The sequence below is a fragment of the Nocardia citri genome, assembly GCF_054065835.1.
Window position 1 is genome coordinate 90,661 of sequence record NZ_JBSUQM010000013.1, and the last position, 15,871, is coordinate 106,531.

The window sequence follows — 15,871 nt, forward strand, 5'->3', positions numbered from 1 at the left end:
GCTAGCAGAGGGGGCGCGATGCCCGATACACGCTGTGGCAGTGACGGTGAGCACGAACTCCAGGAGCGGTACGGTACGCAGGACCGCGCCGAACGCTTCTACCAAGATCAAGTACTCGATCGGCTCAACCCGGCGATGATCGAATTCATCGCCAGGATGGATATGGCGTTCATCGCCACCGCGGACAAGCACGGCGAATGCGACGCCAGCTTCCGCGCAGGCCTGCCCGGCTTTCTCCAGGTAATCGACGAACACACCGTCGCCTACCCGGAATACCGCGGCAACGGCGTACACGCCAGCCTCGGCAACATCCTGGAGAACCCGCACGTAGGCATCCTGCTCATCGATTTCGTCCAAGATCTGATCGGATTGCACATCAACGGTTCGGCCCGGATCGTGGACGACACCACGCTGCGGCACCACGTCCCGCAGCTACCCGAAAACGTCAAGGGGCGAACCGCCGAACACTGGGTGGTGGTCGACGTGGCGGAGGCCTACATCCATTGCCGCAAGCACATCCCGCATCTGGTCCCCGCGGCGCGCGAGCAGCGGGAGTGGGGCACCGACAACCTGCGCGCCAAGGGCGGCGATTACTTCGGGGCGAAGGCGCAGGCCCGCACCGACCTCGTTCCGCGCTGATTCGTCCGCGCAACCGCATGCTCGGCCCAGACGGGGCGAGTCTTATCAGCGACGTTCGCGGCCCGTCTCGCGTCCGCGCGAAGGCGCGGCCATCAGCTCAGCCGAGTCGTCACAGCGCATGCGCGGCGAATCAGACACCGAGTTTGAAGATGACCGCTCGCTGGACGACGAAGTTGATGACCGTCGCGGTGCCCTGGGCAATGACGAAGGCCAGCGGCTGGCGCCACCAATCGCCGGGCAGGGTGGCGTAGAGCACCTGGTTGATGCCGACCTGGACCGCGAAGGTGACGGCGTAGAGCAGCACCACCGCGATGAAGCGGGCGCGGCTCGGCGGAGCCTGGAAGGTCCAGCGACGATTGATCAGGTAGGCGGTGGTGGTGCCCGCGACGAAGCTGATCGATTTGGCGACACTGACCGGTAGACCGATGAGGTTCAGCAGGACGCTGTAGATCCCGTAGTCGACGATGGCCGACAGACCGCCGGTAAGTGTGAAGCGGATGATCTGGGTCTTGAGGTCGACATCAGTTCCGCCCGGCTCGTCGACCAACGGCAGTTCGGCCGGGAGCGGCAGGTGGGGTTCGGCTGGCACGCCGACGAGCGTAACGCCGGTGACGTTGGGCATGCGGACCGAGCACCGATTGGACATTTGTCCGGCGCGATGGAACCGATGTCGGACCTCACATACCGGGGAGTACGGCGACGCCGACCGGATATCGGCTCATGCATGTAGCCTCTATGCCGATGTCCACGAAAGCTCCGACCGCCACCACAACCGGTAACTCCGGCGATGTCGCCGACGGCACCTTCACGCTGCCGACGCGCACCAAGACATTGACCGGGTGGGGTCGCACCGCACCAACATCTTCCGAAGTGCTCTCGACCAGCGATCCCGAACTGATCGCCAAGGCCGTCGCCATGGTCGCCGAGGACAACGACTCCAAGCCGGCCCACCTGCGCCGCGGCATCATCGCGCGCGGGCTCGGCCGCTCCTATGGCGATCACGCGCAGAACGCGGGCGGCCTCGTCGTCGATATGACGGCGCTGAACAATATCCACCGGATCGACCGGGACACCCGGATCGTCGATGTGGACGGCGGCGTCAGCCTGGACCAGCTCATGAAGGCCGCGCTGCCATTCGGGCTGTGGGTTCCGGTACTGCCCGGCACGCGCCAGGTGACCATCGGCGGCGCCATCGCCTCCGATATCCACGGTAAGAACCATCACAGCGAGGGCAGCTTCGGCAACCATGTGCGCTCGATCGAGCTGCTCACCGCCGACGGGCAGGTGCAGCACATCACGCCCAAGCGCAATGCCAGGCTGTTCTGGGCGACCGTCGGTGGCAACGGACTCACCGGCATCATCCTGCGCGCGACCATCGAGATGGCGCCCACCGAGACGGCGTACTTCCTCAACGACGGCGTGAAGACCACGACGCTCGATGAGACCATCGCCGCGCACAGCGACGGCAGCGAGGCGAACTACACCTACTCGAGCGCGTGGTTCGACGTGATGAACCCACAGCCGAAGCTGGGTCGCGCGTGCATCACGCGTGGCCGGCTGGCCAAGGTGGACGAGCTGCCGAAGAAGAAGCGCAAGAATCCGCTGAAGTTCGATGCTCCGCAATTGCTGACGGTGCCCAACATTTTCCCGAGCATCACCGCGAACCGCCTCACCCTGGGTGCGGTCGGCGAGGCGTATTACGCCATGGGCGGCACCTACACCGGCAAGATCCAGAACCTGACCCAGTTCTATCACCCGCTCGACATGATCGCGGAGTGGAACCGCGCGTACGGTCCGGCCGGTTTCCTGCAGTACCAGTTCGTGGTGCCGACCGAAGCGGTCGACGAATTCAAGAAGATCATCATCGATATCCAGGCGTCCGGGCACATCTCGGCGCTGAATGTTTTCAAGCTGTTCGGTCCAGGTAACCCGGCTCCGTTGAGCTTTCCGATGCCGGGCTGGAACATCTGCTGCGACTTCCCGATCCGGCCCGGCCTCAACGAGCTCGTCAGCGATCTCGACCGCCGCGTGATGGAATTCGGTGGTCGGCTGTACACCGCGAAAGACTCCCGCACCACCGCGGAGACCTTCCACCAGATGTACCCGCGGCTCGACGAGTGGATCAAGATCCGCCGAAGTGTCGATCCCACAGGCGTTTTCATGTCCGATATGGCGAGAAGGCTGGAGCTCCAGTGATTAATGCCGTAGGCAACCCGCAGACCATCCTGCTGCTCGGCGGAACCTCGGAGATCGGCTTGGCGATCTGCGCCGAGTACCTGCGCAAGAGTCCGGCGCGCATCATCCTGGCCGCACTGCCGGGTGATCCGCTGCGCGAAGACGCCGTCGCCGACATGAAGGCGGCCGGTGCGACCCAGGTCGATGTCATCGACTTCGACGCGCTCGAGACCGAGAGCCATCCGAAGGTCATCGACGCGGCCTGGGACGGCGGCGATGTGGATGTCGCCATCGTCGCCTTCGCCCTCGACGGCGATCCAGAAGAGCTGTGGCAGAACCAGCGCAAGGCCGTGCTGATCGCCGGAGTCAATTACACCGCGGCGGTTTCGGTCGGTGTGCTGGTCGGTGAGAAGATGAAGAAGCAGGGCTTCGGGCGGATCATCGCAATGTCCTCGGTGGCCGGTGAGCGGGTGCGCCGCTCGAACTTCGTCTACGGGTCCACCAAGGCCGGACTGGACGGCTTCTACCTCGGACTCGGCGAGGCGCTGCGCCCGCACGGACCGCGCGTGCTCGTGATCCGGCCGGGCATGGTGCGGACCAGGTTCTCCGCACACGTCAAAGAGGCTCCGCTCACCGTCAACAAGGAAGATATTGCGGCACTGGCGGTTTCGGCGTCGCAGCGAGGCAAGGAGCTCGTCTGGGCGCCCGGCGCGTTCCGCTTCGTGATGATGATCCTGCGCCACATCCCGCGCCCGATCTTCCGTAAGCTGCCCATCTGATTTCGTCGAGCCGCACCGTGTCGACCGCGCCCCGACGCGCGGCACGGGTGCGGCTCGTTCGTATCCGCGATGAGCGCGGCGATGCGGATCCGACGAGCCGGCCGGACGGCCGCGATGCGATCCGGTCGATACCATCGACCCGGCTCGACGGCATACCGTCGGACTGGTGCGGCCCATCCGCTACCCCCTGCTCCTGCGCACAGGCGTGGCAGGTTCGGAGCCGATCTGATCATGGTCGACCTGGATACGGAGGCTTGGTGCGAGTGAGCGACTACCTGCGGACAACTCGCCGCCGGACACCCGGCGATCAGCGCCGTGCGCGGCTTTGCCGACGGCCGGGCATCGTCGGCCCCACGGGTCTCGCGGAACGCACATCGCAAGGCTTCGGCATCGCCGAACCGGCGCATCGCATCGAAGATGGAGGACTCCGTTGAGCACCGTGACGACAGAGCGCTCCGGGGAGTCGGTGCCGACGCGCGGTCGGGGGGCTGTGCTGATCCGGCATATCGGCTCCGGAGTGGGCGAAGCGGTGCTGGCCGCAGCGGTTGCGGCCGTGGTGGCCGCCGTCGGGTTGGTGGCGTTTTCGATGGTGCAGTGGCCCGCGTTCAACTCGTCCAATGTGACCAGGTCGTTGACCACGGTCGGACAGGTCGGGGCCGCGGCGCTGTTGGCGGCGGCGATGTGGCTGGTGCGGGCGCGGCGGTGGGCGTGGGTGGCGAAAGCGCTGTCCTGGATCGGGATTTCGACGTTCGTCACCGTGACGTTGGGGATGCCGCTGGCCGCGACCAAGCTGTACCTGTTCGGTGTCTCGGTGGACCAGGAGTTCCGCACCGAATATCTGACGCGGCTGACCGATAGTGCGGCACCGCACGATATGACCTACGCCGATCTGCCGCCGTTCTATCCGGCCGGATGGTTCTGGATCGGCGGTCGCGTCGCGAATGTGCTCGGGATGGACGGCTGGGAGGCTTTCAAGCCGTACGCCATCGGCTCACTCGCGGTCGTCGCGGTGATCGCACTCGTCTTGTGGTCCAAGCTGATTCGCCCCGACTGGGCGATCGGAGTCAGTGCGGCGACGACCGCGGTGACCGTAGCCTATGCCTCGCCCGAGGCCTACAGCGCGGTCATCGTGCTGCTGCTGCCGCCCGCGTTGATCCTTGCGTGGGGGGCGCTGTACCGCCCCCTGGAGGGAGCGAGTGCGCGTGCTGCGGCACCGAGTGGCGCTGACGCGTCAGGGCGTACAGCCTCGAGTGACGCCGCGACCTCAACTGACACCATAACCTCAGGAGCCGCCGCGACCTCAGGAAGCGACGCCGCAGCGAGTGGTACGGCAATCAGTGTCGCGACCTCGGATGCCGCCACCTCAGGCAGTGTCGTCACCTCTGGTCGCGCGGGCCGCAGTGCGGGGGTCGGTCCCGCTACGGCCAGCGGTGGCGCAACGGCTGGTGGCAGCGCAACGGCTGGTGGCTGGGGCGCGGTGATCGGGACCGGGCTGTTCCTCGGGATGGCGGCATCGTGCTACACGTTGTACTTCGCGGTGGCGGCCTTCGCGGTCGGACTGATGGGGTTGGTTTCAGCGGGGCTTGCGGTGCGGGCGCAGCGCGGCGGAACGGGTTCGGTGTGGCGGGCAGCGGTGCCGCCGATGGTTCGGCTGGTTGTCATCGGGGCTGTCGCGGGTCTGGTGGCATTGGTCGTGTGGCTGCCGTTCGTGCTGAAGATGCTCAATGGGACGATGCCGAGCTCTGGGACGGCATTCCACTATCTGCCCGAAGGCGGGGCGCAGTTGCCGCTGCCGATGGCGGAGTTCTCGCTTTCCGGGGCGTTCTTCCTGATCGGGACGGCGTGGTTGGTCTTGCGGGCCGCATCGTCGCGGCGGGCGCAGGCACTCGGGATCGGCGTGGTGGCGATCTATCTGTGGTGTCTGCTGTCGATGACGGTGACCGCGGCGGGTACCACCCTGCTCTCGTTCCGGTTGACGCCGGTGCTCGAAGTGCTGCTGGCGGCGGCCGGAGCATTCGGATTCGTCGAGGGCGCGCGCGCCGCCTACCAGGCATTGAACAAGCCGGCACGGCTCGAGTTCGCCGTCGTCGTGGTCGCGATCGTCGGCGCGCTCGCATTCACCCAGGACATTCCGCAAGTGTTGAAGCCGGAGATCACCACCGCCTATACCGATACCGACGGCAACGGCGAACGCGCCGATAAGCGCGCACCCGATGCGGCGTCGTACTACCGCGAAATAGATGCCGCACTCTTGGCACAGACCGGCCGGCCACGCTCGGAATCGGTCGTCCTCACCGCCGACACCAGCTTCCTGTCCTTCTACCCCTACTACGGCTTCCAGGCGCTCACCTCGCACTATGCGAACCCCTTGGCCGATTTCGCGGGCCGCGCCGCCACCATCGAATCGTGGAGCAAGCTGGACTCGTCCGCCGCCCTGGCGGAGGCACTCGGCACGAGCCCGTGGCGGGCACCGGACGCCTTTCTCTTCCGCGGCAGCGGCGATGCCTACACCCTGCGCCTGGCCAAGGACGTCTACCCCAACGACCCCAACGTGAAGCGCTACACGGTGAGCTTCCCCAAGGAACTCTTCGCGGACCCGCACTTCACCACCACGAATATCGGCCCGTTCACGCTGGTCGTGGTTAACCATTGATCGGCGCGTGCCCGATATACCGCATATCATCACCACGGCAACAGCCGCGGCGAGCATACGGCCGACGCACCGGGTACCGGCTGACTCGGCCGGCACCGTAGCACCGACCGCCGACGCAACCGAATCCGGCTCGAAGGCTCGGGGAGGCGGGACAGCACACCGGATATTCGGTTACCGTGGACCGCTGATCTGACCATCAACGGGGAGAAGTTTGTTTTGCAGGTCCAGGCACCACCAGCAGTAGGCGTCGTCACCAGGGAATCGACACCGGCTGGCGGGGCGAGACCTGAGCAGCGCACCGCCGAGCGGAGACGGATCCGGGTCGCTCGCAGTGACCTGGTCGTCTCGGTGGGCTATCTGGCATCGGCCGTCACGGTGCTGTCCGGACAATGGCGCAATACCCAGAGCGGGTACCTGATCAAGAGCGGTCAGGACCAGACCATGTGGGAGTGGTTCTTCGCGGTCACCGCACATTCGGTGGCGCATCTGAAAAATCCGCTCGGCACGAATCTGCAGAACTTCCCGGCTGGGGTGAACATGATGGCCAATACCGCCATGTTCGGGGTCGGGGTGCCGTTGACGCCGGTCACGCTGCTGTTCGGGCCGACGGTCACCTTCGTGCTCGTCCTCACACTCGGCCTCGCCGCCACCGCTTTCGCCTGGTATTGGCTGTTTTCCCGGGAATTGGTGCAGTCCCGGCTGGCCGCCGCGATCGGCGGGCTGTTCTGCGGTTTCGCGCCCGCGATGATTTCGCATGCCAACGCGCACCCGAATTTCGTACTGCTGGTACTGCTTCCGGTTATCGCGCTGCTATTGATCCGCATGGCGCGACATGTGACAAGTGCGGAACCGAAGCCGCGCAGGCGAGTTCGCGATGCCGCCGCACTCGGCCTGCTGGTGGCGACGCAGATCGCGCTCGGCGAGGAACCGCTGCTGATCTTCGCGCTCGCCTTCGGACTTTTCGGCATCGTCTACTACCTGCCCACACCGCGCACCGGCTGGCAGGTGGTGCGGGCGCTGGCACCGACCGTCGCATCGGCGGCGGTGATCACCTTGATGCTCACCGAAATTCCGCTGTGGTGGCAGTTCTTCGGACCGCAGAGCTATCGCTCGATCGACCACGGGCCGATGGGCAACGACCTGAAAGCCATCGTCCAATTTCCCGCCGAATCGCTGGGCGGGATGTTCGCGCCCGGCCAGTACGTGTCCATGAACGATACCGAGCAGAACGCCTATTTCGGCTGGCCACTGCTGCTGTTGGTGCTCGTGACGGTGGCGCTGCTATGGCGCGACCGGGTGGTCCGCGCGGCGACTGCGGTGATGGTGATCTTCGGGGTGCTCTCGCTCGGCGCGCAGGCCACGCTCGGCAAGGTGCCGACCGGCATCGAATTGCCTTGGCGCTGGGCCGAAGTGGTCCCGCTGCTCAATACGGTGCTGGAGACCCGGCTGACCATGGCCGCTATTCCGGCGATCGCGGCGGTACTGGCCCTGGCGACCCAGCGGGCGGTCACCTCATGGCGCCGATCGCCGGTCGATTGGCGTCCGCTCGCCTGGTTCCCGGCGCTCGCCTTGGCCTTGGTGCCGCTTGTGCCGACCGTCCTTCCGGTGGTCGAGCGCACACCTACTCCGGAGTTCTTCGCCGAGGGGACGGTAAAGCAGTACGTGAGCGGCGGTTCGGTGGTTCTGGTGCCGCCACCGCGTCCGCCGGCGGCGCAGGCCCTGCGCTGGCAGGCCGACGCGAATTTCGACTTCGCACTCGCCGGCGGCTATTTCGTCGGCCCGACCGGCGCGAACAAGAAGGGCAGCTACGGACCGGACTTCCGCCCGACCACGGCCCTGCTCGTCGGCGCACAGGACACCGGTGTCGTACCGCCCATCGGCGACGACACCCGCGCACAGGCACTCGATGATCTGCGCTTCTGGCAGGCCGATGTCGTGGTCCTGCCCGCGACCAAGAACTCCGAGGTGCTGCGCACCACCGTGACGCAACTGCTCGGCATCGCGGCGCGACAGGTCGACGACGTGTGGCTCTGGGACGTCCGTTCGCTGCGGTAAGGGCCGTCCCCGCACACCGCGGGTCATCTCGGTGGCGAGCGTCATAAATGCGTGTGGCTAGCATGGTCCCTCGTGCGACCGGACCGAACTTCTGCAGCGTTCACCCGTAACCGCCTGATCGCCCTCGTCTCCGGGTTGCTCGGATTCGTGCTGGCCCTGTTGACGCCCATGCTTGCGGTGAAACAGGATCAGGCCGCGCTCGACTGGCCCCAAGCGGGCAGTACTAGTGTCGAGGTGCCGCTGGTTTCGTATGTGCCGCTGCGGTTGAATGCGACGCTGCCGTGTTCGGTGGTGACCGCGGTGGGATCGGGCACGGTGCTGTCGACCATTCCGCACGCCTCGGGTCAGGCCAGTGCGAAGGGTTTGATCGTCTCGGTCACCGATGGCACGCTGACGGTCCTGCAGCGCGATGTGCCGCTGCTGTCCGCGCCGGTCGCGGAGATCGCCGGCTGCGAGGCCGTCACCATCAGCACGACGGCGGCCGCGACCTCGGTCGAATTCGTCGGTGCCAAGCGCCAGGACGGTACGCCGTTCCGCAACACCATCACGCGCGATATCCGCCCGCAGGTGGTCGGCGTCTTCACCGATCTCGACGCCGCGACGCTCGATGGCGCGAAGCTGCACGCCGATATCGATTCCCGCTTCTCCTCGACCCCGTCCGCGCTGAAGCTCGGTGCGATGGTCGCCGCGGCGATCTGCACAATCATCGCGCTGGTCGCCTTGCACCTGCTCGACAATGCCGACGGGCGGCGGGCGCGGCGGTTCCTGCCCGCGCACTGGTGGCGGTTCACCCCGGCCGATGCGGCGATACTCGGCATCCTGGTGCTCTGGCATTTCATCGGCGCCAATACCTCCGACGACGGCTACATCCTGAATATGGCCCGCGTCTCGGAGCATTCCGGATACATGGCCAACTATTACCGTTGGTTCGCGGTGCCCGAGGCGCCGTTCGGCTGGTCCTACGAGGTGCTGGCCTGGATGACCAAGGTCTCCGATGCCAGCCCGTGGATGCGGCTGCCGACGCTGGCCGCCGCAATCGTGTGCTGGATGGTGATCAGCCGAGAGGTGCTGCCGCGCTTGGGCGCACGGGTGCGCAGACACAAGGTGGCACTGTGGACCGCCGGTCTGGTCTTCCTCGCCTTCTGGCTGCCCTACGACAACGGTTTGCGACCGGAACCGCTGATCGCCGCGGGTGCGCTGCTGACCTGGTGCTCGATCGAGCGCGCCATCGCCACGGGACGGCTGCTGCCCGCCGCGGTCGGTGTGTTGATCGCCGCGTTCTCGCTGGCGGCCGGTCCGACAGGGCTGATCTGTGTGGCCGCGTTGATCGCGGGTTCGCGGCCGGTGCTGCAGATCATCATTCGGCGCGCGCGTGATGCCGCGGGCACGCTGGCGGATGGTACCGACCGCAGCACCTCGCGCTCGGCGGCATTGTTCCGGTACGCCGCATTGCTGGCACCCGGACTCGCTGCCGGAACGCTCGTGCTGGTGATCGTTTTCGCCGATCAGACGCTGGCGACGGTGCTGGAAGCGACCCGGGTGCGCACCCTCGTCGGGCCGAATGTGGCCTGGTTCGACGAGCGGACACGGTGGGATTCGCTGCTGATGCTCTCACCGGACGGGTCGCTGGCGCGGCGGTTCGGTGTGCTGGTCATGCTGCTGTGCCTGCTGGTCTGTGTGCTGCAGGTGCTGCGCAAGGGCCGGATTCCGGGGACCTCGCGCGGGCCGTCGGTGCGGATTCTCGGCATCGTCTTCGCCTCGCTGCTGCTCATGATGTTCACACCCACCAAGTGGACCCACCACTTCGGCGTATACGCCGGACTGGCCGGGTCGTTGGCGGCGCTGGCCGCGGTTGCGGTGGGCACCAATGGGATTCGCTCACCACGCAATCGGGCGCTGTTCGCGGCCGCGGTGCTGTTCCTGCTGGCGATCACCTTCACCGGATCCAATGGCTGGTGGTACGTATCCAGTTACGGTGTGCCGTGGTGGGATAAGGCGCCGCTGCTCGCGGGCAAGGGCCTGTCCACGCTGTTCCTCGGCCTCAGTGCGGTGGCACTGATCGTCGCGGTGTGGCTGCACTATCGCGAACCGTATCGCGAGAAGACCGATGCGCCAGGACGTTTCGAGCGTTACGCCTCCGCGCCGTTGACGATCGCGGCGGCGCTGCTCGTGCTGTTCGAGGTGGCTTCGCTGGCCAAGGCCGCGGTCGCACAGTACCCGGCGTATTCGATCGCCAAATCGAATCTCGAATCGCTGAGCGGCAATACCTGCGCGCTGGCCAACGAAGTGCTGGTGGAGACGAATACCGCGAGTTCGCTGCTGCTGCCCTACACCGGCTCCCCCGCCGATGGATTGTCCGCCGAATCGAAGGGATTCACGCCCAGTGGGGTAGCCGCCGACCTCACCGCCGATGCCGAGGAGACCGTCACCGGCGGTGCGAATTCGGTGAACAAGGATTCGAAGAACAAGACCACCAACACCACCGGTGCGGGCACCGGCGGCGGTACCAGTCAGCAGGCCGGAATCAACGGCAGCACAGTGGCATTGCCATTCGGGCTGGATCCGGCGCGGACCCCCATCATGGGTAGCTACCAGGAGGGGGCCGACCAGCAGCAGGCCAAGCTCACCTCGCAGTGGTACCGGCTCGACCTGACCGACAGCATGCGCAACGACCCGGCCTACCAGGTGCTCGCCATTACCGCGGCGGGCCGGATCCGCTCGGTCGATGCCGACGGTGTGCTCACCTACGGGCAGGAGCTGCATCTGGAGTACGGCGTGCGCGGCGCCGATGGCCAGGTGCAGACACTGGGTTCGGTGGATCCGCTCGATATCGGGCCCGCACCGTCCTGGCGCAATCTCCGTGTGCCACTGGACAAGTTGCCCGCCGGGGTGAATGCGGTCCGGTTGGTCGCGGTCGACAACGACATCACCCAGAAGCAGTGGTTGGCCGTCACCCCGCCCCGGCTGCCGCATCTGGCCACGCTGAATTCCGTTGTCGGCGAAACCGCTCCGGTCCTGCTGGACTGGCACGTCGGCCTGGCCTTCCCCTGCCAGCGCCCGTTCGACCATCGCGACGGCGTCGCCGAGGTCCCCAACTGGCGCATCCTGCCCGACCGAGTCGGCTCCGACGCCTCCAACGCCTGGCAGGACGATATCGGCGGCGGCCCCCTCGGCTGGACCGGCCTACTCCTGAAATCCCAAACCATCCCCACCTACCTCGATCACAACTGGACCCGAGACTGGGGCTCCCTCGAACAATTCACCCCCTACGACCCCACCGCCGTGCCCGCAACCATCGCGACCACCGTCGCAACGGTCGACGGCTGGAAGAAAGCCGACCCAATCCGCGCGCGCTAGCGCGTGGGCTGACTCGAAATCGGCTTCATACGTGTCATCGCGTGCTGAGGTCCACGCACGTTATACGGCAATACTGCACGCGCGGAGTCGTTGATGTGCGCTGCTGACGGCGCGTCGATCCTGCACCGGGCTTGGACGACGTCGACGCGGTGCTCGCGGTGCCGCGCTACTGAGACGCCGTTCGTCTGCGATCGACCGCCGCCAGGATCAACGCGCGGGCAAAGTCACCGGTGACGGATAATTCGGCGAGCATGTCGAACGTTCGCCCATAGGTCGCGATCTCGCGTGGCTGGGTGATGGTCAGCTCGGCCGTGACGGTTTCCACGGTGGTCATGCGGTCGTCGAACATCACGAAATTGGTCGTCTGCTGAGGAATCTCGGCGATGGCCGGGACGATGCCGAGTGTGACACGAGGGAGACCGACGGCGACGAGCAGACGATCGAGCTGGCCGATCATCACCGAATCGTTGCCGACGGTGGTCAGTAACGCCTGCTCGGCCAACAGGACGTGAAACCTGCGTTCGCCGTGGTAGAGGAATTGCTGCCGCTCCATGCGTTTGGCGATGCCTGCGTCGACATCGTCCGGAAGTCGGTACCGCACGATAGACCGCTCGAGGATCGCTCGCGCGTAATCGGGAGTCTGCAAAATTCCCGGGACCAGGACGTTCTGATAGATGCGTGTCAGCCGGGTCCTCTCGGCCAGCTTGACCAGTTCATCTTGGCCGCGGCCGGTACCTGTGCTGAGCAGGCGCCGCATTTCCATATAGGCGGCGTCGATGTTGTGCAGGGTGGCGAGCAGGTCCGCGAGTTCATCCTCGGCACCAGTATGGGCGCAGTAGGCGCGAACGTCGGCGTCAGAGGCGCGCAGCTTGCCGTATTCGAGTTTGGATATCTTCGATTCGTGCCAGCCTGCCAGTGTGGCGAGCTGGCGCCCGGAAAGCCCTGCCCTACGCCGGATCTCGCGCAAGCGTTGGCCGAGGGCCTCCCGAGCATCTTGGGCGGCGTTCGTCACCCGAGTGTGTCGACGGAGTCGAGGTAGTCGGCGTACGGCGTTGCCAGCGCCCATAACCGGTCTCGTACACCCCGACACCGGTCGACGATCTCCAGGTCCGAAGTAACCGCCATCCCCGCGGGCCGCCCGTCCTGGTCGACGAGATTGAACGCGACGAGCTCGTCGTCGAACAGCCACCAGTCATCCGGTGGAACCTCCCCGGCATGGTGCCGCGGGATATACCGGATGTCTTCGCCAGCGGCGACGTTGCTGATCGTGATCGACAGCAACCACCGTTGATAGTCGGAGTGCGGGACGGTCACGACACGCACCCTACGCACTGTGACGCCGCGCCCGACCGTCTCCCGCATAAATTGCGCCCACGGCCGTTGGCCGTAGTCGGTCGGGTCGGGCTCGCCCGCGAGGAACCGTCTCAGGCTTTCCGATTCCGAGGCCACCGCGTAGGAGTCGCGTACCTCGAGGTGAAATGCCTCGTGCCGACACTCGCGGAACAGGTCATCAGCGGCGGGTCCGTGGACTAGCAGCACCGTAGAACGTCCTCTCTAGCTTCGGCACCTCGATCGCGGTCTCGTCGACGGCCAGTGTGAGCTGACCGAGTGTTTCGTCGTCGGTAACGGGGCGGCCCGACAGGCAGAAGGTGCCGCGGCCGGTATCGGTCATCGTCGCACCGATGAACGTATCCGGATCGGCGAATCCTGGTAGCAGGTGAGGGATTTCGATGGTGCCAGCCTTGTCGGTCCGCCATCCCTGGACAAGAAAACTGTCCTGGTCGGTGGCGTACAGGGTCGGGCAGTCACGATCTCCGGACCCGCCCTTGCCAAGGAATGTCAGCCTCATGTCGGCCCCCTTAGTTGTGAAACGCGCGGTGTTTCCGCACCTTCCAATCATCCATCCTGTGCAAGAAATCGGTTGTAAAACCGCTAATTCTTCCAAGTTTTTGCAAACTCATGGCCCGGATGGTGCCCGGATTCGTACCGTCCGAGGTGGGCGCTCGGGGCCGGTGTCAGTCGTCCTGGTCCCGAGCCGCCTCACCATTGACGACGGAGGGTGAGAGATGGCGCTGACTGAGCCACAGGCCAAAATGTTAGCCGCACTGGCGATTCTGGAACCCGCGCACGCGCTGACCGTGCGCGAACTGTGTGCCTACGCTGGTCGCGCCGAGGCTGGTACGCGAGCAGCGCTGCACGGGCTCGCCGATTCCGGCCTCGCCCATGGTTCCCGCACAGTCCCGGTCGGGTGGCGGATCACAGACCGCGGGCGGTCATTGATCAATGCACGGCTATACCGAGAATTCCTGCCGCGCAACGGCGCTGCCAGCGTCGCCTCCGGACTGGTCGCGGCCTTCCGCGATCGCCCGAGTGATTCGCAGCGTCACGGCGGCGGTAATGATGCCTAATTCCCCACTGCCGCAACGCGATCCATCCATCGGCCTGCCCGATACCTACAGCGGCGCACCGGGCGATGTGGTCGAACTGTTCGCGGAAGCAGTCCGCGAATGGGCAAATCTGCTGTTGGCTGGAGAGTCGTCCTCACCCGAGAGGTGCGTCGTGGCGTTCAGTGAGCCAAAAACCAAGCTCTGCCCCCGCTGTGCCCATGACGTTGCCGAGCCAGACACCGGCATTTGCCGCTACTGCACGGCCGATATCGAGCACGCAAGCCGTGCAATCGTTGTCGCGCTGCGCGATACCAACGCCAGAACCGATTGCCCATTGGGCTGGTTACAGCGTGACGACGGATCATGGGCGCCAGTCGACGACCACGGTAATGTCGGACAGGCGTTCGTATTCACACTCGGTGACCACCACGAATTCGAACAGCACGCCGTGATCACCGTCGAGTCGATCTCGATCGACAACACGGTGGTCGACTAGCTGTGTCGACCACCGGAATCGTTTGCACCACAGTCGCCGTGGTTTTGATGTTGGGTGTCGTGCTGTTCTACGTGCTGCCGTACCTCATCGACCGCCCGGTGCACATCGACGGTCAGCGCCCCAGCACGGAAATACTCGCGCGCATCGCTCGCGACCAGTGTCACCGTGCACCGGACTGTCCGTACAGCGTCGATGAAGCGCGCCGCGTATTCCGTGCACGCATCAACTGCGACGCCGACTCCTGCGGCGCAAAACATGAGGCCGTCTGGACCTTGATCGACGCGGGGCTGCTACGACCAAGCACCCGTGTCGAACGGTGAGGCGATTGTGATCGCCTCTAATCCGAGTAAGTCCTCGTTTCTGCGGTGGTGTCGATGTCCAGGGTTGGCGGTGAGGGAGGATGAGCCGATGTTTGTCGTGATACTCACCTACACCGCCGACCTGGGCACCATCGACTCGTTGATCGCTGAGCACGCTGCGTGGCTGGACGCCAACTATGCCGCGGGCGTTTTCGTCGCGTCGGGGCGTCGGGTGCCGCGTACGGGCGGTGTGATCTTGGCCGATGCTGGCTCCCGTGCGCAGCTCGACGCGGTCCTGAAACAGGATCCGTTCGGCGTGGCTGGCGTGGCAACGTACGAGGTGGTCGAGTTCGTTCCGACGAAGACCGCTCCCGCGCTGGCCTACCTCGCTCGGGAGACTGCCTGACCGGCAGGGGCTTTCGGCCATCTATGTTCGGAAACGGTGAACCGCGCGCGTTGGTGCATGTGGCTCGATGGGTGGGTTTCGGCGTGGGCGCTCAATGCCGCGACGGTCGACACACGGTCACGGTTCCAGACGGACATCGCACGATACGTCCCGGCGTGGTCCGAGTGATCCGCAAGGCGATCATGTCGTGCGACTGTCAAGGAGGTGCCTGATGGCCTACACAGTTCGTGTATCCCGCGAGGGTCGGTGGGGGGCACTGGCCATTCCCGAACTCGGCGAGGACGCGCTGACCCAAGCGCGGCGGCTATCCGAAGTAGAGCGCGAAGCCAGGGACTACATCGCCGTGACCATGGACGTCGCACCATCGAACATCGAGGTCCGCGTGGTCCTCGATGATGTCGGACTGACCGCCGAGGCACTGGCACGATCCGAGGAACTGCGCGCACTGCGCGCCAAGGCCGATGACATTCAAAAGCAGATCACAGCGAAGTCGGCGGCGCTGGCCAAGGAGCTGGCGGCGAAGCGGCTGCCCGTGCGCGATATAGCGGCACTGATCGGCACGTCGCACCAGCGTGTGAGTCAACTTCTTTCGGCCTGAACACAATTCGAGGAACTAGATCCGCGC

General features: G+C 65.6%; 15 protein-coding genes. 11 read left to right on the forward strand and 4 right to left on the reverse strand.

The genetic code is table 11. The annotated features are described in order from the left end of the window. Positions 1-18 precede the first annotated feature (18 nt). Positions 19-639: a pyridoxamine 5'-phosphate oxidase family protein gene (locus ACW2Q0_RS19255; protein ID WP_457192020.1), complete on the forward strand. Its 621-nt coding sequence runs from the start codon at positions 19-21 to the stop codon at positions 637-639. A gap of 130 nt (positions 640-769) precedes the next feature. On the opposite strand, the gene ACW2Q0_RS19260 is transcribed toward ACW2Q0_RS19255, so the two are convergent. Beyond that, complete coding sequence (locus ACW2Q0_RS19260; RefSeq protein ID WP_457192022.1) at positions 770-1,261, reverse strand: GtrA family protein; 492 nt, start codon at positions 1,259-1,261, stop codon at positions 770-772. A 119-nt stretch (positions 1,262-1,380) separates the two neighbouring features. On the opposite strand from ACW2Q0_RS19260, the gene ACW2Q0_RS19265 reads away from it, so the two are divergent. From ACW2Q0_RS19265 to ACW2Q0_RS19285, 5 genes are all read left to right on the forward strand, one after another. Next, the gene (locus ACW2Q0_RS19265; protein WP_457192024.1) at positions 1,381-2,835 is read left to right on the forward strand and encodes an FAD-binding protein; all 1,455 of its coding nucleotides are present in this window, start codon (positions 1,381-1,383) and stop codon (positions 2,833-2,835) included. Then, on the forward strand, positions 2,832-3,593 hold the full coding sequence (locus tag ACW2Q0_RS19270) for a decaprenylphospho-beta-D-erythro-pentofuranosid-2-ulose 2-reductase (RefSeq protein WP_457192026.1): 762 nt from the start codon (positions 2,832-2,834) through the stop codon (positions 3,591-3,593). Before ACW2Q0_RS19265 ends, ACW2Q0_RS19270 begins: the two co-directional genes overlap by 4 nt. A gap of 490 nt (positions 3,594-4,083) precedes the next feature. Next, on the forward strand, positions 4,084-6,246 hold the full coding sequence (locus ACW2Q0_RS19275; RefSeq protein ID WP_457192120.1) for an arabinofuranosyltransferase: 2,163 nt from the start codon (positions 4,084-4,086) through the stop codon (positions 6,244-6,246). A 216-nt stretch (positions 6,247-6,462) separates the two neighbouring features. Continuing rightward, positions 6,463-8,301, forward strand: coding sequence for a glycosyl transferase (locus ACW2Q0_RS19280; RefSeq protein ID WP_457192028.1), 1,839 nt, complete (start codon positions 6,463-6,465; stop codon positions 8,299-8,301). A gap of 72 nt (positions 8,302-8,373) precedes the next feature. Beyond that, a complete protein-coding gene (locus ACW2Q0_RS19285) occupies positions 8,374-11,658 on the forward strand; it encodes an arabinosyltransferase domain-containing protein (RefSeq protein WP_457192030.1) in 3,285 nt (1,094 codons plus the stop codon). Between the two features lie 166 nt (positions 11,659-11,824). On the opposite strand, the gene ACW2Q0_RS19290 is transcribed toward ACW2Q0_RS19285, so the two are convergent. Genes ACW2Q0_RS19290 through ACW2Q0_RS19300 form a run of 3 tightly spaced genes read right to left on the reverse strand, consistent with a single transcriptional unit; the run spans position 11,825 to position 13,507 of the window. Further along, the gene (locus tag ACW2Q0_RS19290) at positions 11,825-12,670 is read right to left on the reverse strand and encodes a helix-turn-helix domain-containing protein (protein ID WP_457192032.1); all 846 of its coding nucleotides are present in this window, start codon (positions 12,668-12,670) and stop codon (positions 11,825-11,827) included. Beyond that, on the reverse strand, positions 12,667-13,197 hold the full coding sequence (locus ACW2Q0_RS19295) for a DUF6879 family protein (protein WP_457192035.1): 531 nt from the start codon (positions 13,195-13,197) through the stop codon (positions 12,667-12,669). Before ACW2Q0_RS19295 ends, ACW2Q0_RS19290 begins: the two co-directional genes overlap by 4 nt. After that, positions 13,169-13,507, reverse strand: a complete 339-nt coding sequence (locus ACW2Q0_RS19300; protein WP_457192037.1) for a hypothetical protein — start codon at positions 13,505-13,507, stop codon at positions 13,169-13,171. The genes ACW2Q0_RS19295 and ACW2Q0_RS19300 overlap by 29 nt, the downstream gene beginning before the upstream one ends. 217 nt (positions 13,508-13,724) lie before the next feature. Here ACW2Q0_RS19300 and ACW2Q0_RS19305 point away from each other — a divergent pair, with 217 nt between their 5' ends. From ACW2Q0_RS19305 to ACW2Q0_RS19325, 5 genes are all read left to right on the forward strand, one after another. Continuing rightward, entirely contained in the window at positions 13,725-14,066 is a 342-nt protein-coding gene (locus ACW2Q0_RS19305; protein WP_457192039.1) for a hypothetical protein, read from the forward strand. Further along, positions 14,059-14,541, forward strand: a complete 483-nt coding sequence (locus ACW2Q0_RS19310) for a hypothetical protein (RefSeq protein WP_457192040.1) — start codon at positions 14,059-14,061, stop codon at positions 14,539-14,541. The genes ACW2Q0_RS19305 and ACW2Q0_RS19310 overlap by 8 nt, the downstream gene beginning before the upstream one ends. A 59-nt stretch (positions 14,542-14,600) precedes the next feature. Continuing rightward, a complete protein-coding gene (locus tag ACW2Q0_RS19315) occupies positions 14,601-14,861 on the forward strand; it encodes a hypothetical protein (protein WP_457192042.1) in 261 nt (86 codons plus the stop codon). Positions 14,862-14,949: 88 nt separating this feature from the next. Next, on the forward strand, positions 14,950-15,246 hold the full coding sequence (locus ACW2Q0_RS19320) for a YciI family protein (RefSeq protein WP_457192044.1): 297 nt from the start codon (positions 14,950-14,952) through the stop codon (positions 15,244-15,246). A gap of 211 nt (positions 15,247-15,457) precedes the next feature. Further along, the gene (locus ACW2Q0_RS19325) at positions 15,458-15,844 is read left to right on the forward strand and encodes a hypothetical protein (RefSeq protein ID WP_457192046.1); all 387 of its coding nucleotides are present in this window, start codon (positions 15,458-15,460) and stop codon (positions 15,842-15,844) included. The last annotated feature ends 27 nt before the right edge of the window (positions 15,845-15,871 follow it).